Raw genomic sequence first — 18,774 nt, forward strand, 5'->3', positions numbered from 1 at the left:
GGAGGGAGCGCGTCCCCCGAGAGCGGGAGGCGCGAACCCCTAGGGGTCGGGCCAGGTGAAACGGCGGGGCACGAAAAAAGCGTTGGCCCGTGTCCCGGCCGCTCCCCTAGAATCTCCGCTCTTGCCCGCCTCCCCACGGAGCGCCGCCGACCGGACGGAAACCGGCCGGTCCACCGCGCGCGGAACCGCGCCCACCACCGCAGGTCATACCGCAGGTCATCCGGAGGCACCCCCTTGTCCACGCCCGTCCACGACGACCCCCTCGCCAAAGAGCGCTCCCACCTCGCCGCGTCGCGCTCCGCCCTGCGGGCCATGCGGGAGGACGTCGAGTCCCTCGACATCACCGACGTCACCGCGAACTGGGTCAACGCCGCCGTGCTGGAGAGCCAGATCGAGGAGCGCATCAAGGCACTGGCCGACCTGAGCGAGACGCCGCTGTTCTTCGGGCGGCTCGACTACCTGCACTCCCCCCGTGCCGAGCAGGCGGAGGGCGCGGACGGCGAGCGCTTCTACGTGGGACGCCGGCACGTGCACGACGCGGACGGCGACCCGATGGTGATCGACTGGCGGGCGCCGGTCTCGCAGCCGTTCTACCAGGCGTCGAAGAAGAACCCGCTGGACGTCGCCCTGCGCCGCCGCTTCGGCTACACCGGCGGCGACCTCACGGCGTACGAGGACGAGCACCTGTCGGACCCGGCCGAGGCCGAGACCACCAGCAAGCTGCTCCAGCAGGAGATCGAGCGGCCCCGCGTCGGCCCGATGCGGGACATCGTGGCGACCATCCAGCCCGAGCAGGACGAGATCGTGCGCGCCGGGCTCTCGGGGTCGGTCTGCGTGCAGGGCGGCCCCGGCACCGGGAAGACCGCCGTGGGCCTGCACCGGGTCGCCTACCTCCTCTACGCCCACCGCGAGCGCCTGGCCCGCACCGGCACCCTCGTCATCGGCCCGAACCGCTCCTTCCTGCACTACATCGAGCAGGTCCTCCCGGCGCTGGGCGAGCTGACGGTCCGCCAGGCCACGGTGGACGACCTGGTGGCGCACGTCGAGGTGCGCGGCGTCGACGAGGCGGCGACGGCGGTGATCAAGGGTGACGCGCGGATGGCGCGGGTGCTGCGCCGGGCCCTGTACTCGCACGTCACCCTGCCCACCGAGGGCGTCGTCGTGGTGCGCGGCTCGCGGCGCTGGCGGGTGGCGGCGTACGAGCTGGAGGGGATCGTCCGTGAACTGCTCGCCCGCGACATCCGCTACGGCGCCGCCCGCGAGGCCCTTCCGCAGCGCGTCGCGCACGCCGTGCTGGTGCAGATGGAGCGGGCGGGCGAGGCGCCGGACGACCGGGTGCAGAACGCGGTGGCGCGCAACGCCGCCGTGAAGGCGGTGGTGAAGACCGTCTGGCCGCAGGTCGACCCCGCCAAGCTCGTCCTGCGCCTGCTGACCGACGCGGAGTTCCTCGCCGAGCACGCGGACGGCGTCCTCACCGAGGAGGAGCAGAAGGCGGTGCTGTGGACGAAGCCGGCCCGCTCGGTGAAGTCGGCCAAGTGGTCGCCCGCCGACGCCGTGCTCATCGACGAGGCCACCGACCTGATCGAGCGCACCCACTCCCTCGGGCACGTGGTCCTCGACGAGGCGCAGGACCTGTCCCCCATGCAGTACCGGGCGGTGGGCCGGCGCTGCTCCACCGGCTCGGTGACGGTCCTGGGCGACCTGGCGCAGGGCACGACTCCGTGGGCGACCCGCAGCTGGGCCGAGGCGCTGGCCCACCTGGGCAAGGACGGGGCGGTGGTCGAGGAGCTGACGGCCGGTTTCCGCGTGCCGACGGACGTGATCGCGTACGCGTCCCGGCTGCTGCCGCACATCGCGCCGGGGCTGACGCCGGTGGCGTCGATCCGTGAGAACCCGGGGTTCTTCGACGTCCGGGGGACGGACGCCGGTACGGCGGACGTGGTGAAGGCCTGCGCCGAGCTGCTGGAGCGGGAGGGTTCGGTCGGCCTGATCGCCGCCGACGCGCGGGTGCCGGAGCTGGCGGCGGCCCTCGGGTCGGCGGGCATCGGCTTCGTCGGCCCCGGCGAGGAGACCACCCGCGCCACCCGCCTGACCCTGGTCCCGGCCTCGCTGGCCAAGGGCCTGGAGTACGACTACGTGGTCCTGGACGAGCCGCGTGCGGTGGTCGACGGCGAACCGGACGAGCGGGCGGGGCTGCGGCGGCTGTACGTCTGCCTGACCCGCGCGGTGTCGGGCCTGATCGTGACCCACGGGGCGGACCTGCCACCGCAGCTGACCTGAGCTGCGGGCAGTCGTACTCGCCCCAGCCGCGGGCATTCGTGCCTCTCCCAGTGCCTGAACGGCCTGGGAGGTGCCCCCAGGGCGATGGGGGTCCCCCCGCTCGAGCGAAGCCGAGAGTGGGGGAGGGTGGGCGGTGGGGGTCCCCCCGCTCGAGGGAAGCCGGGAGTGGGGGAGGCACCCCGCGCCGCCGGGCTGCGCCCCCCCCCGCGAGCGCCAACGCAGCCGCACCGACTAACCCGCGCTCAGCCCCCCAACACCCGCCGCCACTCTCCGACCGCCTCCGCGGAAACCGGCCCGCCCCACCCGGAGGGCCGCGCCGCCCCGCCGATGTGGAATCCGTCGATCCCCGCGTCCAACAGCCCCGGCACGTGCTCCAACGCCAGCCCGCCACCCACAAGCAGCTGCTGCTCGTACCCCGGCTCCCCCCGCCGCCGCGCCTCCGCGAGCAGCACGGTCAGCCCGTCGTCCACCCCGCCGGCCGCCCCGGCCGTCAGGTACGTGTCCAGCCCGGGGAAGTCCGCGAGCTGCTTGCGCAGGGCGTCCCGGTTCGCGGCGCGGTCGATCGCGCGGTGGAAGGTCCACCGGCACCCCTCCAGCGCCCCGGCGACCCGCTCCACCGCCCCGAGATCGACGTCACCGTCCGCGTCGAGGAAGCCGAGCACGAACTCCGTCGCCCCGGCCTCCCGCATCCGCCCGGCGACCCCGACCAGCCGCTCGACGTCCCCGGCCGCGAAGCCGTCCGCCAGTCGCAGCATCACCCGCAGGTCGATGTCGACGGCGGCGCGGATCGCGGCGACGGTCCCGGCCGACGGGGTGAGTCCGTCGGCCGCCATGTCGGTGACCAGTTCGAGGCGATCCGCGCCTCCGGCCTGGGCGGCGACCGCGTCCTCGACGTCGAGGGCGATCACCTCCAGGACTGCACGCTTGCTCATGGGACCCCATTCGTCGGCCTGCTACAGGTCTAGTCCAATCCAAGACTACGCCCCATGGGCAGGCCAGGGCTCCCCGACGCCGCCACCCGGCGCCGCTCAGCCGTCCAGTCGCCGGAAGAGGTTCAGTTCCTCCGCCTCCACCCCGGCCAGCTCGTAGCCGTTGCCGTCCTCGACCGCCCGGCCCGCGTACAGCCGCACCAGCGTCGGCGCGTCCCCGATGAACCGCCCCGGCGGCCGCTCACCGCTCGCGCCGCCCAGCTTCAGCGGTTCGTCCACGTCGTCGAGGTCCGCGTGCAGCGGCGCCTGTCCGCGGGCGCGGGTGAGCGTGCCCAGCAGCGCCAGCGCCTCCGGCAGCCCGCGCCCCGCGTAGGCGCCCGGCTCGCCGAGGGCCACCCGTACGTCACCCGCGTGGACCCATTCGCCCAGCGCCAGCAGGTCCAGGGCGCCGCCCGCGCGGCCGATCACCGCACCGGCCTCGGTCATGCCGCGTTCCAGCTCGTCGAGGATCCGGGCGTTGGTCCAGTCGGCGCGTTCGGCGATGTCGCGGTCGTTGGACTCGGGCGAGAAGACGCCGGCCTCGAAACGGTTCTCCACCGTCCGCATCAGCGCCGAGGAGCAGTGCGCCAGCACGTCCCGCACGGTCCAGCCGGGACACGCGGCCACCGGCAGCGCGAAGTCGCCGTCCGTCCGGGACCGCATCAGCGGGACCAGTTCGTCCCGCTCGATGGCCAGCAGCCGCCCGGGCCGCTCGGGATCGCGTACGTCGTGCACGTCAGCAGGAGTCGTCATGGCTCCACGTTAGGGGCGCGACTGTCCCTCGGTCAGCGTGCCGTCAGATCGTCCAGTTCGGCGTCGAACAGCAGCGCCGGGTCGAAGGACATGCCGGTGAAGTGGCCGGCCAGCTCCAGGGACAGCACGCCGTGCAGCCGGGTCCAGAAGGACAGCGCCCGGCGCAGGACCGCGGGGGGAGCCGGATGGCCGTCCGCCCACTGCCGGTGGCCTCCGAGGTGCGCGTCGAACGCCGTCGCCCCCCTGCCGTCACCGTCGCCGTCGTACGGCAGCGCGGCGCAGGCGTCGAGGATGACGGTCATGGTCTCGGAGGCGATCCGGGTGACGTCGGCGGGCGCGTGGTAGCCCGGCACGGGGGTGCCGAAGACCAGGAAGTACCGCTGGGGGTCGGCCAGCGCCCACGCGCGCATGGCGTGCGCCAGCCCGGCCAGGTCGGCGCCGGACGCGGCGGCCGCCCGGAAGGCGTCGGCGAGGCTCCGGTAGGCGTCCGTGACGAGTTCGGTGATCAGCTCGTCGCGGCCGGCGAAGTACCGGTAGAGCGCGGGCCCGCTCATCCCCATCCGCTTGGCGATCGCGTTGAGGGAGAGCGCCGAGGCACCGGCCGTGGCGATCTGCTCCCGCGCGTGCTCCTTGATCTCGGCGCGCACCTGGGCGCGGTAGCGCTCGCGCGGTGTCCCGGTGCGCGCCTGCGTCATGGTCCGCCGCCCTCTCCGATACGGAGTAAAGATTCAGTTAGAGGCTATCACCGCAGTCGCCCGCCTCCCCGTTGCGACAATGGGCCCATGGCCGACGACCTCGACGCCCTGCGCTCCCGCTTCGCCCGCGCCCTGGAGGGGGCCCGCGGCCCCGGGGGCGGTCCGGACCCCGCGCCGTACGCCGACAACCTGCTCGCCCGCTGGCAGGAGCCGCAGCGGCGCTACCACACGCTCGCGCACCTCACGGCGGTCCTGGATCACATCGACGTACTGGAGGAGTACGCCGACGACCCGGCCGTGGTGCGCCTCGCCGCCTGGTTCCACGACGCGGTCTACCTCCCCGACCGGTCCACCAACGAGGAACGCTCGGCCCGCCTCGCCGAGCGCGCCCTGCCCGAGGCCGGCGTCCCGGCGGACAGGACCGCCGAGGTGGCCCGACTGGTCCGCCTCACCGTCACCCACGCCCCGGCCGAGGACGACCGCGACGGGCAGGTGCTGTGCGACGCCGACCTGGCGATCCTCGCCTCGCCCCCGTCGGCGTACGCCGCGTACACGGCGGCCGTGCGGCAGGAGTACCACTTCGTCCCGGACGACGCCTTCCGCGAGGGCCGCGCCGCGATCCTGCGCCAACTCCTCGACCTGCCCACTCTCTTCCACACCCCGCACGGCCGCCGCGAGTGGGAGGCGACCGCCCGCTACAACCTCACCGGCGAGCTGGAAATGCTGTCGCCCGGCGGGCAGGCGGCCCCGTAGCCTGCCCCGCATGCTGACCTTGGGCGGGGAACAGGTGGAGGAGGCCGTCGCGGACGCCGTGGCGCTGCTGCGGACGGCGACGGACCGGGACTGGACGACGGCGCGGGCCGGCCGGACGGACTGGGACTGCCGGCAGACGGCCGAGCACGTCGCGGGCGTCCTCGTCGCCTACGCGGGCCAGCTCGCCGGACGCGCCACGCAGGCGTGGGTCCCCTTCGACATCACCCTCGACGACGGCACCGGCAACGAAGACGTCCTGCACGTCTTCGAGACGACCGGCGCCCTGCTCGCCGCCACCCTCCGCACCACCCCGCGCGAGGTCCGCGCCTTCCACCCGTACCCCTTCCGCAGCGCGAACCGCGAGGGCTTCGCCGCGATGGGGATCACCGAGGTACTGCTCCACACGCACGACGTCGCCGAGGGCCTCGGCCTCACCTACGAACCGCCCGCCCGGCTCTGCACGGACGTCCTCACCCGGATCTTCCCGCACGTCCGCCCCGGTACCGACCCCTGGCGCACCCTGCTGTGGGCCACCGGCCGCGGCGACCTGCCCGGGCGCCCGGCGGTCACCGAGTGGCGCTGGCGCAACAACCTGGTGATCGACGCCGACCGCCTCACCCTCCAGGGCGTCACCCCCGCCGCGGCCGCCGACCTGGCCGCGGGCGGCGACGGCGGCTTCGCGTGGGTCGAGGGCGGCCCCTACGAAGGCACGAGGGTCGGCGCCGGGTTGCTGCTGAAGGCGTACGAGACGGGTGTGCACCGGCCTGAGTGGGGCGTGTTCACGCTGGTGCGCCGCGAGGACGGCCTCGCCGTCGGCGGCATGGGCTTCCACGGGCCGCCGGACGAGGACGGCCGGGTGGAGGTCGGCTACGACCTCGCCGAGGCCGCCCGCGGCCAGGGCTACGCCACCGAGGCCCTGCGCGTGCTCTCCGCGTGGGCGCTGGCCCGGGACGAGGTGACGTCCGTGTTCGCGACGACCGAGCCGGACAACACCGCCTCGCAGGCCGTGATCGCCCGCGCCGGTTTCCGCCGGGTCGCGGTCGACGGCGCCGACGCGGCGAAGGACACCGGGCAGCACGCCTACGAACTGCGCGGCTGACCCGCGCCCTCACCGGCGCCCTTGCGCCGGCGCAGTCCCGCCCCGTGCAGCAGCCGCACCACCTCGCGGCTGCTGACCTCCAGCGCACCGGCGGACACCGCGTCGGCGTACCGCTGGGCGGGGATGTCGTAGTGGTCGCGTTCGAAGGCCCGGCGCGGGACGCCCAGCCGCTCGGCGAACGCGTGCAGTTCGGCGTAGGAGACGTCGCTGACCAGGTGGGACCACATGCGGCCGTGGCCCGGCCAGGTCGGCGGATCGATGTAGACGGTCACTGTGGCGTCCCCGGCGCGCTCACGACGGCAGCGGGCCGCCGCCGGCCTCGCCCAGCGAGCCGACCGCCGCGACCTTCACGCCCGCCTTGCCGCACACCCAGTGCGGGTCTGGGCCCAGCTCCGGCTCGACGTCCAGCGCGTGCGGGTCGCCGGAGCCGCACACCGGGCACAGCGGCCACCGTCCGTACCGCTCCAGCAGGGCGTCCTGCACGTCCTGCGCGACCAGCCCGGCCACGAACTCGACGCCCTCGGGCCACTGCTCGACCCACCAACGGCGTTGAACGACGGACTCCTCCACCAGCGACACGACGTCCGGCTCGGCGACCTGGCCCGCCACCAGGTCGGCGAGCACCAGGGCGCGCGCGGCGTGCAGCGCCTGCTCCAGGGGGCTGATGGGGTCCATGCATCCATTGTGCGCACTCTTGACCCACGGACCGAAACGAAAATATCTTTCACGAGTGACCGATGACGTGAAGGAAACTTTCGCCTCTCCTCCCGCTCCCGGCGCACTGGCGGCCAAGGTGCGCACGCTGGCACCGTCGATGACCCGTTCCATGCAGCGGGTCGCCGAGGCCGTCGCGGGAGACCCGGCGGGCTGCGCGGCCCTCACGGTCACCGGACTCGCCGAGCTCACCGGCACCAGCGAGGCGACGGTCGTACGCACCGCCCGGCTGCTCGGCTACCCCGGCTACCGGGACCTGCGCCTCGCCCTCGCCGGTCTCGCCGCCCAGCAGCAGTCCGGCCGCGCGCCCGCCATCACCACCGACATCGCGGTCGACGACCCGATCGCCGACGTCGTGGCCAAGCTCGCCTACGACGAGCAGCAGACCCTCGCCGACACGGCGGCCGGACTGGACACCGTCCAGCTCGGCGCGGCGGTCACCGCGCTCGCCGCCGCCCGCCGCACCGACGTGTACGGCATCGGCGCGTCCGGGCTGGTCGCCCAGGACCTCACGCAGAAGCTGCTGCGCATAGGGCTGATAGCCCACGCGCCCGGCGATCCGCATCTCGCCGTCACCAACGCGGTGCAGTTGCGGACCGGGGACGTCGCCATCGCGATCACGCACTCCGGTTCGACCGGGGACGTGATCGAGCCGCTGCGGGTCGCCTTCGAACGGGGCGCGACGACCGTCGCCGTCACCGGACGTCCGGACAGCCCCGTAACGCAGTACGCCGACCACGTGCTGACCACGTCGACGTCCCGGGAGAGCGAGTTGCGGCCGGCGGCGATGTCGTCGCGGACGAGTCAGTTGCTGGTGGTGGACTGTCTGTTCGTGGGGGTGGCGCAGCGGACGTATGAATCCGCGGCGCCTGCGCTGGCGGCTTCGTACGAGGCGTTGGCTCATCGGCATGGGGCGCGGGGGAGACCGTAGGGGTTGTTCGCCGTGCGCGACTGCGGGTCCGTCGGGGCTGGTCGCGCAGTTCCCCGCGCCCCTAGGACGCTGCACCACCCAGCATCGAGAAGAGACCGGAAAGAGTCGCTGGCCATGACTGCAACCCCCCACCACCCCAACCTCCGCTCCCAGTTGGAGACGCTGACCACCGAGGCCTTCCGGCCCGAGCTCGCCGAGATCGACCAGTTGCCCACGCTCGACATCGCCCGCGTGATGAACGGCGAGGACGCCGCCGTGCCCGCCGCCGTCGCCGAGCGGCTGCCGGAGATCGCCGCCGCCGTGGACGCCGTCGCCGCCCGGATGACGCGCGGCGGGCGGCTGATCTACGCGGGCGCCGGCACCGCCGGCCGGCTCGGAGTGCTCGACGCCTCGGAGTGCCCGCCCACCTTCAACACCGCCCCCGGACAGGTCGTCGGCCTCATCGCGGGCGGCCCGGAGGCCATGGTGACCTCCGTCGAGGGCGCCGAGGACTCCGCGGAGCTGGCCCGCGCCGACCTCGACGCCCTCGGCCTCACCGCCGACGACTCGGTGGTCGGCGTCTCCGCGTCCGGCCGCACGCCCTACGCCGTCGGCGCCGTCGAGCACGCCCGCGCCCACGGTGCCCTGACCGTCGGGCTGGCCTGCAACGGCGACAGCGCCCTGGCCGCCGCCGCCGAGCACGGCATCGAGGTCGTCACCGGCCCCGAGCTGATCACCGGATCGACCCGCCTGAAGGCCGGTACGGCGCAGAAGCTGGTCCTCAACATGCTGTCGACGATCACGATGATCCGCCTCGGCAAGACGTACGGGAACCTGATGGTGGACGTCCGCGCCTCCAACGAGAAGCTGCGCGCCCGCTCCCGCCGCATCGTCGCCCTCGCCACCGGCGCCGCCGACGACGAGATCGAGCGGGCCCTGACCGCGACCGACGGCGAGGTCAAGCACGCGATCCTGACCCTGCTGGCCGATGTGGACGGCCCGACGGCCGCCCGCCTTCTGGAGGACTCCGGCGGCCACCTGCGTGCCGCGCTGGCGGCGACGAAGGGCTGACCGCACGCTCGGGGAGTGATCAAGGATCCCCGCTCCACGGCCGCCGCCCTCCTCCCCCTGGTCGGCGGCCCCGCCAACGTCACCTCCGTCGCCCACTGCATGACCCGCCTGCGCCTGGGCCTGGCCGACCGCTCCCGGGTGGACGACGACGCCCTGCGCGCGCTGCCCGGGGTGCTCGGGGTGGTGGAGGACGGCGAGTCGTACCAGGTGGTGCTGGGCCCGGGAGTGGTCGGCCGGGTGACGGAGGCCTTCGAGGCCCTGCTCGCGGCGGAGGAAGCCGGCACGGCGGACGATGCGCCGGACGGCACGGCGGACGCCCTCGCCCGGCGCGGCGCCGAGCTGAAGGCGCGGCAGCAGGCCCGCAACGCCACTCCGCTCAAGACGGCCCTGCGCCGCGTCGCGGACATCTTCGTCCCCCTCATCCCCGCCCTCATCGGCTGCGGCATCGTCGCGGGCCTCGCGGGCCTGCTGACGAACCTGCGCTGGCTCCCCGGCCTCACCCCCGCCCTGACCGCCCTCTCCGCCGCCTTCATGGCGCTGATCGCGGTGTTCGTCGGCCACAACACGGCGAAGGAGTTCGGCGGCACGCCCGTGCTGGGCGGCGCGGTGGCCGCCGTCGTCGTGTACCCGGGCGTGGCGAAGGTGACGGCGTTCGGGGCGGCCCTCGCCCCCGGCCAGGGCGGCGTCCTCGGCGCCCTGGCGGCCGCCCTGCTCGCCACCCGCGTCGAGAAGTGGTGCCGCGCCCGCCTCCCCGGCACCCTGGACGTCCTGCTCACCCCCACCCTCACCGTCCTGGTCTCCGGCCTGGTCACCCTCTACGTCCTCATGTACACGGCCGGCGAGATCGCCACGGCCATCGGCACGGCGGCGAACTGGCTCCTGACGACCACCGGCGCCCTGGCCGGTCTGATCCTCGGCGGCCTCTTCCTCCCCCTGGTGATGCTGGGCCTCCACCAGGCCCTCATCCCCATCCACACCACCCTCATCGAGCAGCAGGGCCACACCGTCCTGCTCCCCATCCTGGCCATGGCGGGCGCGGGCCAGGTCGGTGCGGCGGCCGCGGTCTACATCCGCCTGCGCCACGACACCTCCCTCCGTACGACGATCAGATCGGCGCTCCCGGCCGGGCTGCTCGGCGTCGGCGAGCCCTTGATCTACGGCGTCTCCCTCCCCCTCGGACGTCCCTTCCTCACCGCCTGCGCGGGCGGCGCGGCGGGCGGCGCCTTCGTCGGCCTGTTCGCGATGCTCGGCACGGACGTGGGCGCGACGGCGATCGGCCCGTCCGGCTGGGCGCTGTTCCCGCTCCTCGCGAGCGGCGGAGGCTGGGCGGTGACGGCAGGGGTGTACGGCGGCGGGCTGCTCACCGGATACGCGGCCGGCTTCCTGGCCACCTACTTCTTCGGTCTTCCCGACGGCGCCGCCCGCCCCGTGTGCGACCCTGAGAAACATGAACCACGCCCAGCTGACCGCCCTGGGCCGCGCCCTGCGTCTCCTCGGTGAGCACGGCGAGGCCCTGGGCACCGACACCCCCGACGCCAAGCTGCACGAGGTCCGCGCGGACCTGAAGCGGGCGCTGGACCTGCTGGAGGAGAGCGTCGAGTCGGCGGCCCCCAGCACCCGCTGCCCCGAGCACCCGAACGGCCCGGTCGACAAGGCCGCCCCCGACCTGTGCCTCCTGTGCGAGACCCGCCGCCGCTCCGCCCGCCGCGCCGAGTACAACGGCGGCCCGCTCCCCGCCCCGCCCGCCACCGAGCCGGTCCAGTCCCGCTACGGCGTCCGGGGCGAGAGGCCGCAGCCGCAGCAGCGCTGGCTGCCCGAACTGTGGAACGGCCAGGCCTGGCAGCTGTGCGGCACTCCGCGCCGCGACCGCCGCGAGGCCGAGCTGTACATCGCGGCCCAACTGCGCTCGCCCCGCGCGGCGATGGCGTACCGCCTGGTCCACGAGTTCACGGACTACGAGGTGCTGCGGGTGTGGGGGACGCCGGTACGGGTGGACATCGAGCCGATGGGCGGCCTCTGAGCCATGGTGAGACGCAACGACCAGCGCCGCGCCGCCCTCGTCGACGCGGCCATCGAAGTGCTGGCGGCGGAGGGTGCCCGGGGCCTGACCTTCCGGGCGGTGGACACGGCGGCCGCCGTCCCGGCCGGCACCGCGTCCAACTACTTCGCCAACCGCGACGACCTGCTCACCCAGGCCGGCGCCCGCGTCTACGAACGGCTCCGCCCCGACGAGGCCACCATCACCCGCCAGCGCACGGCGGGCCGCGACCGTGACACCTACGTCGCCCTGATGCGCGAACTCGTCGACCGCGTCGCCTCGTTCCGCACCGGCTACCTCGCCCTGCTGGAACTCCGCCTGGAAGCCACCCGTCGCCCCGGCCTGCGCGCCGTCCTCACCGAGCGCGTCCGCGCCGACGTCGCCGCCAACGTCTCCTACCACGAGACGTCCGGCCTCCCCGGCGACGCGACGGCCGTCAAGCTGCTCCACCTCGCCCTGAACTGGCTGATCGTCGAACAGCTCACCCTGCCGGACGTCTTCTCCCAGGAGGAACGGGACGAGTTGGTGGCCGCCGCCGTCGAGCGCATCGTCGCGCCGGACAGCCCCTAGCCCCGCACACTGCCCTGGTTGGTCCTGCGCAGCCGGGCCCGCACCAGCTCACCCTGCTGCGCCACCGCCACCGCCAGCGACGCGACCGGACAGTCCCAGTCACGGCCACCACCGACCGGCCGCAGCCGTACGTGGCATCCCTGAGCACCACCTGGACTGGCACAAGTCCAGCTACAGCGGAGGCAGCGGAGGCAACTGCGTAGAGGTCGCCGGCGGAGTCCCCGGCGTCGTGCCGGTCCGGGACAGCAAGCTGGCCGCCGGGCCGGTGGTCGTCGTGGGGTCGGCGGCCTGGACGGAGTTCGTACGCACCGTTGGGGCCGCCCGCTTCCTTGCCAGTGTCGTGCCTCCGCGACCCGAGTAAAGGGCGCTCCCTGCGGTCGCGTCGCCTTCGGCGATGACCCTTCGGGCCACCCTTGACTCGGCCCGCTCCACCACGGGTCAGAAGCGAGCGAGCGGCCCGGAAGAACGGGTGGCCAAACCCGGTTCACGATCAGCCGCCCCCCGCATACGCACCCGGCGACAGCGGAACGCGCCCGCGCCTCGCCGGCACGCCACCTCGGCTCAGCGACTTCACCGCCGGTGGCCGGCGCGGCCACATACACCGCCCCAGCCCCGCGGCGGCACGCCACGCAGTCTCGGCGGCCAACCCGCCGGACGAGCAGCAGGGGCCAAAAGCCCCGCCCCCGACCACCCTCCCAAAATGGATGACACTTCGACCCGAAGTGTCATCCATTTCCGAGACCACACCACCACCCCCCGGCCGTCGGTCGCCGAAACCGCGTGGCGTGGCGTGCCGCCACCGGGGCCGGGGCGCACCACCCACCACCGGAAAGCCGCTGAGCCGAGGCGACGTGCCGGCGAGACGCTGACGCGCCCCGCACGCCGGACGCGTACGCAGCCGACGGAAGGGACCGACGCACCCGGGCCACCCGTTCCCCTCCGGCCGCCCGCACGCTTCTCACCCGTGCTGGAGCGAGCCGAGTCAAGGGTGGGCCGCAGGCCCATCGGCGCAGCCGACGCGACCGCAGGGAGCGCCCTTTACTCGGCTCGCGGAAACACGACACTGACCAAGAAGCGGGCGGCCCCACGGCCACTTGCTCACGCCCCCGGCACCAGCAGAGGCAGCGCAGCGAACTCGTAGCCCTCCCACAGGCGCCGCGACGCCTCCTCCGGGTACGGCACGACGGCCGGCTCCGCGCCCAGGACCTGGACCAGGCGCCGCTGCGTGTCGTACGCCGGCCAGCCGGGGTCGCCGGTGCGGGCGAAGGACGTCCAGGAGGACCGGAAACGGGACGACAGCGCCAGCGCCTCCGCCGACGGCTGCGCGCCCTCGAAGAGGAGCAGGCCCAGGTCGGCCCCGAAGGTGCCGAAGAGCAGGGGCACGTCCAGGGCGTGGCACGCGCCGAGGGCGCCGCCGCTGCCGGGGGCCGGCCAGGTCAGCTCGTAGACGTGGGAGCGGCCGCCGCCCGCGAGATGGGCCTCGGCCAGGTGCAGGGACGGCATGGCGAACAGCCAGTCGGTCTGGACGCGTTCGTAGAGGTCGTTCGCGGACCAGCCGGGGTACGCGGCACGGTAGGCCTCCGCGCCGCCCGGCGCGTACAGCCGCAGCGCCTTGGCCGCGCGTTCCTCACCGATGGAGCCCAGCTTGCCCGCCATGGCGGTGAACAGGCGGTTCTCGTCGCGGTTGTGGCCGACGACCAGGTCGACGTCACGGGACGCGCCGGATGCCAGCGCCTGCCACGGGGTGACCGGGAGGACGTCGCCGTCGACGACCGGGGAGTACGGGGTGGAGGTGGGCGCGGCCTGGCCCCAGCGGTCGAGGTACTGGGACATCCTCGGGGTGAGGGTCTGGCCCGCCTTGACCAGCTGAGCCGGGTCGACGGCGGCCAGGTCGGCGACGGTGGGGCGCAGGCCGAGTTCGGCGGCGAGGACGGTGCCTATGTCGCGGGCGAGTTCGTCGGAGAAGAAGGTGCCCGGCACGCTCTGGGCGACGGCCCGGTGGAAGAGTCCGGCGGCGCGGGGCATGGCCAGGAGCGAGGCCACGGAACCGGCGCCGGCCGACTCGCCGAAGACCGTGACGTGGCCCGGGTCGCCGCCGAACGCGGTGATGTTGTCCCGTACCCACTCCAGCGCGGCCATCTGGTCGAGCAGGCCCCGGTTGGCGGGGGCGCCCTCGATGTGGGCGAAGCCCTCCATGCCGACGCGGTAGTTGAGGGTGACGACGACGAGGTCGCCGTCCTCGGCGATGCGGCGGGCGTCGTAGCCGGGGCTGCCGGAGTGGCCGAGACGGTAGGCGCCGCCGTAGATCCACACCATCACCGGGCGGCGGGCGGCCGGGTCGGGGGCGGGGGTCCAGACGTTGACCGTCAGCCAGTCGTCGCCCTCGGGGAGGGCGGCGGGCGGGCCCGCCAGCCCGGTGTCCTGCGGGGGCGGCGGGCCGAAGGCGGACGCCTCGCGGACGCCTTCCCAGGGGCGGGCCGGCCGCGGGGCGGCGAACCGTGCCTCGCCCACGGGCGGCTCGGCGAACGGGATGCCGCGGAAGACGGTCAGGCCGTCCTCCACTCGGCCGCGCACCGCGCCGGTGGCGGTGCGCACCACGGGCTCCGGGACCTCGGGGTTCGTCATGGATCACTCCCTCACTGGACGCCGTTGGACGTACGTACGGCAGTAGTTGGTGATCCCACGGACTTTACGCCGCGGTGCGCCGCCGGAGCGGTCCGGGTCAGCTGAGGGTCTTCAGCGACGCCGCGTCGAACGGGGCCAGCTCGCCGAAGCGGCCGGACAGGACCTTCCGGGCCCACTGCGGATCCTGGAGCAGTGCGCGGCCGACGGCGACCATGTCGAACTCGTCGCGCTCCATGCGGTCCAGGAGGTTGTCGAGGCTGCCGAGCGCGGCGCCCTGGCCCTGGAAGGAGCCCAGGAACTCGCCCTCCAGGCCCACCGAGCCGACGGTGATGGCGGCCTTCCCGGTGAGCTTCTTGGTCCAGCCGGCGAGGTTGAGGTCGGAGTCGTCGAACTCGGGCTGCCAGTAGCGGCGCGTGGAGGCGTGGAAGGCGTCGACGCCGGCCGAGGCGAGGGGGGCGAGGATGGCCTCAAGTTCCTCGGGGGTCTCGGCGAGGCGGGCGTCGTAGGCGTCCTGCTTCCACTGGGAGTAGCGGAAGATGACGGGGAATTCGGCCGAGACCTTGTCGCGGACGGCGGCCACGATCTCGGCGGCGAAGCGGGTGCGGGAGACCGGGTCGCCGCCGTAGGCGTCGGTGCGGCGGTTGGTGCCCGCCCACAGGAACTGGTCGATGAGGTAGCCGTGGGCGCCGTGGATCTCCACGCCGTCGAAGCCGATGCGCTCGGCGTCGGCGGCCGCGTCGGCGAAGGCGCCGATGACGTCGTCCAGGTCGCGCTGGGTCATCGCCTTGCCGGTGACCTCGTCCTCGCCGATGCGCAGACCGGAGGGGCCGACGGCGGGGGCCTCGGGGAAGGGCTGCTCGCCCTGCTTGCGGACCATGCCGATGTGCCACAGCTGCGGCACGATCGTGCCGCCCGCCGCGTGCACCGCCTCGGCGACCTTCGCCCAGCCGGCCAGCTGCTCCTCGCCGTGAAAGCGCGGCACGCGGTCGCTGAGCCCGGCGGACTGGTGGCCGACGTAGGTCCCCTCGGTGACGATCAGGCCGACACCGGCGGCGGCACGGCGGGAGTAGTACGAGACCACGTCGTCGCCGGGGACGCCGCCCGGCGAGAACATCCGCGTCATCGGGGCCATCGCGATGCGGTTGGGGACGGTCAGGCCGTTGATGGTGGCCGGGCGGGCGAGGGTCTGGGCGGCGCGCGAGGCGGCGTCGGCGGCGGTGACGGTCACGTGGGGGCTCCTCCGGAGGTACCAGTCGGTATGTGCATGCGCATGTTGTTCCTTCGGGGGCAACAGGCCCGCCCGCCGCGCGCATTCCGGCCACCCGGCCTCAGTGGCTCAGCTCACAGCACCGAACGCCCGAGGGCGGCACCCCCTGTCGGGAGTGCCGCCCTCGGTCCGTACTGGACGGTCGATCAACCGGAACCGGTCGATCAGAAGTCCATGTCACCGCCCGGCATGCCGCCCGGAGCACCGGCCGCGGCGGCCTTCTCCGGCTTGTCGGCGATGACGGCCTCGGTGGTGAGGAACAGCGCGGCGATGGAGGCGGCGTTCTGCAGCGCGGAACGGGTCACCTTCGCCGGGTCGATGATGCCCTCGGCGATCATGTCGACGTACTCACCGGACGCGGCGTTCAGGCCGTGGCCGACGGTCAGGTTGCGGACCTTCTCCACGACGACGCCGCCCTCGAGACCACCATTGACGGCGATCTGCTTCAGCGGGGCCTCCAGGGCGAGCTTCACGGCGTTGGCGCCGGTCGCCTCGTCACCCGACAGCTCCAGCTTCTCGAAGACCTGGGAGGCCTGGAGCAGGGCCACGCCACCACCGGCGACGATGCCCTCCTCGACGGCCGCCTTCGCGTTGCGGACGGCGTCCTCGATGCGGTGCTTGCGCTCCTTGAGCTCGACCTCGGTGGCGGCACCGGCCTTGATGACGGCCACGCCGCCGGCCAGCTTCGCCAGGCGCTCCTGGAGCTTCTCGCGGTCGTAGTCCGAGTCGCTGTTCTCGATCTCGGCGCGGATCTGGTTGACGCGGCCGTTGACCTGGTCGGTCGAGCCGGCGCCGTCGACGATGGTGGTCTCGTCCTTGGTGATGACGACCTTGCGGGCGCGGCCCAGGAGGTCCAGGGACGCGTTCTCCAGCTTGAGGCCGACCTCCTCGGAGATGACCTCGCCGCCCGTGAGGATGGCGATGTCGCCGAGCATGGCCTTGCGGCGGTCGCCGAAGCCCGGGGCCTTGACGGCGACGGACTTGAAGGTGCCGCGGATCTTGTTGACGACCAGGGTCGACAGGGCCTCGCCCTCGACGTCCTCGGCGATGATCAGCAGCGGCTTGCCCGACTGCATGACCTTCTCCAGGAGCGGCAGCAGGTCCTTGACGTTGCCGATCTTGGAGTTGGCGATGAGGATGTACGGGTCGTCGAGCGACGCCTCCATACGCTCCATGTCGGTGGCGAAGTACGCCGAGATGTAGCCCTTGTCGAAGCGCATACCCTCGGTGAGCTCCAGCTCCAGACCGAAGGTCTGGGACTCCTCGACGGTGATGACGCCTTCCTTGCCGACCTTGTCCATGGCCTCGGCGATCAGCTCGCCGATCTGGGTGTCGGCGGCGGAGATGGAGGCCGTGGAGGCGATCTGCTCCTTGGTCTCGACGTCCTTCGCCTGCTCCAGCAGGGCGGCGGAGACGGCCTCGACGGCCTTCTCGATACCGCGCTTCAGGGCCATCGGGTTGGCGCCGGCCGCGACGTTGCGCAGGCCTTCCTTGACGAGGGCCTGGGCGAGAACGGTCGCCGTGGTCGTACCGTCACCGGCGACGTCGTCCGTCTTCTTGGCGACTTCCTTGACCAGCTCGGCGCCGATCTTCTCGTACGGGTCCTCGAGCTCGATCTCCTTGGCGATGGAGACGCCGTCGTTGGTGATCGTGGGCGCGCCCCACTTCTTCTCGAGGACGACGTTGCGGCCCTTGGGGCCGAGCGTCACCTTGACGGCGTCCGCGAGCTGGTTCATGCCGCGCTCGAGGCCGCGCCGCGCCTCCTCGTCGAACGCGATGATCTTGGCCATGTGAAGTGGTCCCTCCAGGACTGGGGGTGATTCCTTCGGACCGCGCCCGCGCCCGCGACGGACGGCTCGCCGGCCTCGTGGTTCCTTCCCCACCCGGCCCGCGGGCCTCACCGACCCGGTCCTTCGTTGTCACTCTCACCTTCAGAGTGCTAACGCAATGATTAGCACTCGCCCCCATCGAGTGCAAGCGCCTACCGAGGATCGGGCCGCACGCTCAGCCACCCGCGAACAGGGAACCGGGGCGTCCGTCCGGGCAGCCCGAAGGGCCCGCACCCCGGGTGAGGTGCGGGCCCTTCGGAGAAGAACCGGTTGCTTGCGGTGGCCGAACGTCTCAGGCGCTGAGGCGAACCATGTCGGCCTGTGGGCCCTTCTGACCCTGCGAGATCTCGAACTCGACCCGCTGGCCTTCTTCGAGGGTGCGGTAGCCGTCCATCTGAATCGCGCTGTAGTGGACGAAAACATCCGCACCACCGTCGACCGCGATGAAGCCGTACCCCTTCTCCGCGTTGAACCACTTGACGGTGCCCTGAGCCATGCCTAACTCCCCTATTACTGGCCCTTGCACAGATCCGCACTTCGCGGACCCGGGTCAGACCTCACCCCCCACGACTGGGGGCGTGCGCCGGAACGCGTCGACCGCGGCTGAATGTATCTGTCCAACTGCCGTCTGCAACAGGTCAATCGGACGAGAAATCTGGACGCACCCGGTCCGAAATATGGCGAGCTTTCGCCTGAATTCGGGTCAAGTCGGGTGACACAAAAGGAGCAAAAGCCGCGAAATGCGTCTGCATTTTGGCTGCATCTTGTCGGACGCAAAGCAGGAACTCAGGGCTCCGGGATCTTCGATCGGGAGCGCGTTCCCCAACTCTACCGCGCTCAATCACATGGAATTGCCCCCTCCGCTTCTCTCACGGAGGGGGCAATGGGCACTACGAGGCGTGTCAGCCGCCGGCGACCGCCGGGATGATGGAGACGCCCGCGCCGTCCGGCGTGGCGGTCTCCAGGCCCTGCTCGAAACGCACGTCGTCGTCGTTGACGTACACGTTGACGAAACGGCGCAGCTTGCCCTGGTCGTCCAGGACGCGGGCGGCGATGCCGGTGTGGTTCTTCTCCAGGTCGGCGATGACCTCCCCGAGGTTCGCGCCGTCGGCGCTGACCTCGGCCTGCCCACCCGTGTAGGTGCGCAGAATGGTCGGGATACGGACGGTGACGCTCACTTCAAGACCTCCGGTCGGATTTTC

The 18,774-nt window shown here is 73.0% G+C and carries 19 protein-coding genes; 9 read left to right on the forward strand and 10 right to left on the reverse strand.

Features of this window, described 5'->3' with window-relative positions:
- Positions 1-234: 234 nt before the first annotated feature.
- Entirely contained in the window at positions 235-2,280 is a 2,046-nt protein-coding gene (locus M6G08_RS35200) for a HelD family protein (protein ID WP_272591175.1), read from the forward strand.
- A 242-nt stretch (positions 2,281-2,522) separates the two neighbouring features.
- Here M6G08_RS35200 and M6G08_RS35205 read toward each other — a convergent pair whose 3' ends face one another.
- The 3 genes from M6G08_RS35205 to M6G08_RS35215 form a co-directional block, all read right to left on the reverse strand.
- Positions 2,523-3,212 carry a copper homeostasis protein CutC gene (locus tag M6G08_RS35205; protein ID WP_272591176.1) on the reverse strand — a complete coding sequence of 230 codons (690 nt, stop codon included), beginning with the start codon at positions 3,210-3,212 and terminating at the stop codon, positions 2,523-2,525.
- Positions 3,213-3,308: 96 nt separating this feature from the next.
- Positions 3,309-4,001, reverse strand: coding sequence for a maleylpyruvate isomerase family mycothiol-dependent enzyme (locus M6G08_RS35210; protein WP_272591177.1), 693 nt, complete (start codon positions 3,999-4,001; stop codon positions 3,309-3,311).
- A 32-nt stretch (positions 4,002-4,033) separates the two neighbouring features.
- On the reverse strand, positions 4,034-4,696 hold the full coding sequence (locus tag M6G08_RS35215; protein WP_272591178.1) for a TetR/AcrR family transcriptional regulator: 663 nt from the start codon (positions 4,694-4,696) through the stop codon (positions 4,034-4,036).
- 87 nt (positions 4,697-4,783) lie between these two features.
- Between M6G08_RS35215 and M6G08_RS35220 the strand changes: the two genes are divergently transcribed.
- Both M6G08_RS35220 and M6G08_RS35225 read left to right on the forward strand, forming a co-directional pair.
- Positions 4,784-5,449, forward strand: a complete 666-nt coding sequence (locus M6G08_RS35220) for an HD domain-containing protein (protein WP_272591179.1) — start codon at positions 4,784-4,786, stop codon at positions 5,447-5,449.
- Between the two features lie 10 nt (positions 5,450-5,459).
- Complete coding sequence (locus M6G08_RS35225; protein ID WP_272591180.1) at positions 5,460-6,548, forward strand: GNAT family N-acetyltransferase; 1,089 nt, start codon at positions 5,460-5,462, stop codon at positions 6,546-6,548.
- On the opposite strand, the gene M6G08_RS35230 is transcribed toward M6G08_RS35225, so the two are convergent.
- Positions 6,530-6,820, reverse strand: a complete 291-nt coding sequence (locus M6G08_RS35230) for a DUF4031 domain-containing protein (RefSeq protein ID WP_272591181.1) — start codon at positions 6,818-6,820, stop codon at positions 6,530-6,532. The two genes, M6G08_RS35225 and M6G08_RS35230, sit on opposite strands and share 19 nt — an antisense overlap.
- Before the next feature lie 19 nt (positions 6,821-6,839).
- Positions 6,840-7,223, reverse strand: coding sequence for a DUF8819 family protein (locus tag M6G08_RS35235; RefSeq protein ID WP_073729636.1), 384 nt, complete (start codon positions 7,221-7,223; stop codon positions 6,840-6,842).
- Between the two features lie 55 nt (positions 7,224-7,278).
- Here M6G08_RS35235 and M6G08_RS35240 point away from each other — a divergent pair, with 55 nt between their 5' ends.
- The 6 genes from M6G08_RS35240 (at position 7,279) to M6G08_RS35265 (ending at position 12,212) form a co-directional block, all read left to right on the forward strand.
- Positions 7,279-8,193, forward strand: a complete 915-nt coding sequence (locus M6G08_RS35240) for a MurR/RpiR family transcriptional regulator (protein WP_272591182.1) — start codon at positions 7,279-7,281, stop codon at positions 8,191-8,193.
- A gap of 114 nt (positions 8,194-8,307) precedes the next feature.
- Positions 8,308-9,243, forward strand: coding sequence for an N-acetylmuramic acid 6-phosphate etherase (gene murQ / locus M6G08_RS35245; RefSeq protein ID WP_272591183.1), 936 nt, complete (start codon positions 8,308-8,310; stop codon positions 9,241-9,243).
- A 15-nt stretch (positions 9,244-9,258) separates the two neighbouring features.
- On the forward strand, positions 9,259-10,743 hold the full coding sequence (locus M6G08_RS35250) for a PTS transporter subunit EIIC (protein ID WP_272591184.1): 1,485 nt from the start codon (positions 9,259-9,261) through the stop codon (positions 10,741-10,743).
- Positions 10,691-11,263 carry a hypothetical protein gene (locus tag M6G08_RS35255; protein WP_272591185.1) on the forward strand — a complete coding sequence of 191 codons (573 nt, stop codon included), beginning with the start codon at positions 10,691-10,693 and terminating at the stop codon, positions 11,261-11,263. Before M6G08_RS35250 ends, M6G08_RS35255 begins: the two co-directional genes overlap by 53 nt.
- A 3-nt stretch (positions 11,264-11,266) precedes the next feature.
- Positions 11,267-11,851 carry a TetR/AcrR family transcriptional regulator gene (locus M6G08_RS35260; RefSeq protein ID WP_272591186.1) on the forward strand — a complete coding sequence of 195 codons (585 nt, stop codon included), beginning with the start codon at positions 11,267-11,269 and terminating at the stop codon, positions 11,849-11,851.
- 151 nt (positions 11,852-12,002) lie between these two features.
- Entirely contained in the window at positions 12,003-12,212 is a 210-nt protein-coding gene (locus tag M6G08_RS35265) for a DUF397 domain-containing protein (RefSeq protein WP_272591521.1), read from the forward strand.
- Between the two features lie 737 nt (positions 12,213-12,949).
- On the opposite strand, the gene M6G08_RS35270 is transcribed toward M6G08_RS35265, so the two are convergent.
- The 5 genes from M6G08_RS35270 to M6G08_RS35290 all read right to left on the reverse strand — a co-directional run bounded on the left by M6G08_RS35270 (position 12,950) and on the right by M6G08_RS35290 (position 18,750).
- Positions 12,950-14,476, reverse strand: coding sequence for a carboxylesterase/lipase family protein (locus M6G08_RS35270; protein WP_272591187.1), 1,527 nt, complete (start codon positions 14,474-14,476; stop codon positions 12,950-12,952).
- A gap of 97 nt (positions 14,477-14,573) precedes the next feature.
- A complete protein-coding gene (locus tag M6G08_RS35275; RefSeq protein ID WP_272591188.1) occupies positions 14,574-15,704 on the reverse strand; it encodes an NADH:flavin oxidoreductase in 1,131 nt (376 codons plus the stop codon).
- Positions 15,705-15,907: 203 nt separating this feature from the next.
- Positions 15,908-17,533, reverse strand: a complete 1,626-nt coding sequence (groL, locus tag M6G08_RS35280; RefSeq protein WP_073729646.1) for a chaperonin GroEL — start codon at positions 17,531-17,533, stop codon at positions 15,908-15,910.
- A 331-nt stretch (positions 17,534-17,864) separates the two neighbouring features.
- Positions 17,865-18,068 carry a cold-shock protein gene (locus tag M6G08_RS35285; protein ID WP_004929928.1) on the reverse strand — a complete coding sequence of 68 codons (204 nt, stop codon included), beginning with the start codon at positions 18,066-18,068 and terminating at the stop codon, positions 17,865-17,867.
- Positions 18,069-18,474: 406 nt separating this feature from the next.
- Complete coding sequence (locus M6G08_RS35290; RefSeq protein WP_019326649.1) at positions 18,475-18,750, reverse strand: MoaD/ThiS family protein; 276 nt, start codon at positions 18,748-18,750, stop codon at positions 18,475-18,477.
- Between the last annotated feature and the right edge of the window lie 24 nt (positions 18,751-18,774).

It is taken from the genome of Streptomyces sp. M92 (genome assembly GCF_028473745.1).
Lineage (GTDB): Bacteria > Actinomycetota > Actinomycetes > Streptomycetales > Streptomycetaceae > Streptomyces.

Coding starts and splice junctions, on each gene's coding strand:
- M6G08_RS35205 (WP_272591176.1), bottom strand. CDS start 3,212: ATGAGCAAGCGTGCAGTCCTGGAGGTGATCGCCCTCGACGTCGAGGAC.
- M6G08_RS35210 (WP_272591177.1), bottom strand. CDS start 4,001: ATGACGACTCCTGCTGACGTGCACGACGTACGCGATCCCGAGCGGCCC.
- M6G08_RS35215 (WP_272591178.1), bottom strand. CDS start 4,696: ATGACGCAGGCGCGCACCGGGACACCGCGCGAGCGCTACCGCGCCCAG.
- M6G08_RS35220 (WP_272591179.1), top strand. CDS start 4,784: ATGGCCGACGACCTCGACGCCCTGCGCTCCCGCTTCGCCCGCGCCCTG.
- M6G08_RS35225 (WP_272591180.1), top strand. CDS start 5,460: ATGCTGACCTTGGGCGGGGAACAGGTGGAGGAGGCCGTCGCGGACGCC.
- M6G08_RS35235 (WP_073729636.1), bottom strand. CDS start 7,223: ATGGACCCCATCAGCCCCCTGGAGCAGGCGCTGCACGCCGCGCGCGCC.
- murQ (WP_272591183.1), top strand. CDS start 8,308: ATGACTGCAACCCCCCACCACCCCAACCTCCGCTCCCAGTTGGAGACG.
- M6G08_RS35255 (WP_272591185.1), top strand. CDS start 10,691: ATGAACCACGCCCAGCTGACCGCCCTGGGCCGCGCCCTGCGTCTCCTC.
- M6G08_RS35260 (WP_272591186.1), top strand. CDS start 11,267: ATGGTGAGACGCAACGACCAGCGCCGCGCCGCCCTCGTCGACGCGGCC.
- M6G08_RS35270 (WP_272591187.1), bottom strand. CDS start 14,476: ATGACGAACCCCGAGGTCCCGGAGCCCGTGGTGCGCACCGCCACCGGC.
- groL (WP_073729646.1), bottom strand. CDS start 17,533: ATGGCCAAGATCATCGCGTTCGACGAGGAGGCGCGGCGCGGCCTCGAG.
- M6G08_RS35285 (WP_004929928.1), bottom strand. CDS start 18,068: ATGGCTCAGGGCACCGTCAAGTGGTTCAACGCGGAGAAGGGGTACGGC.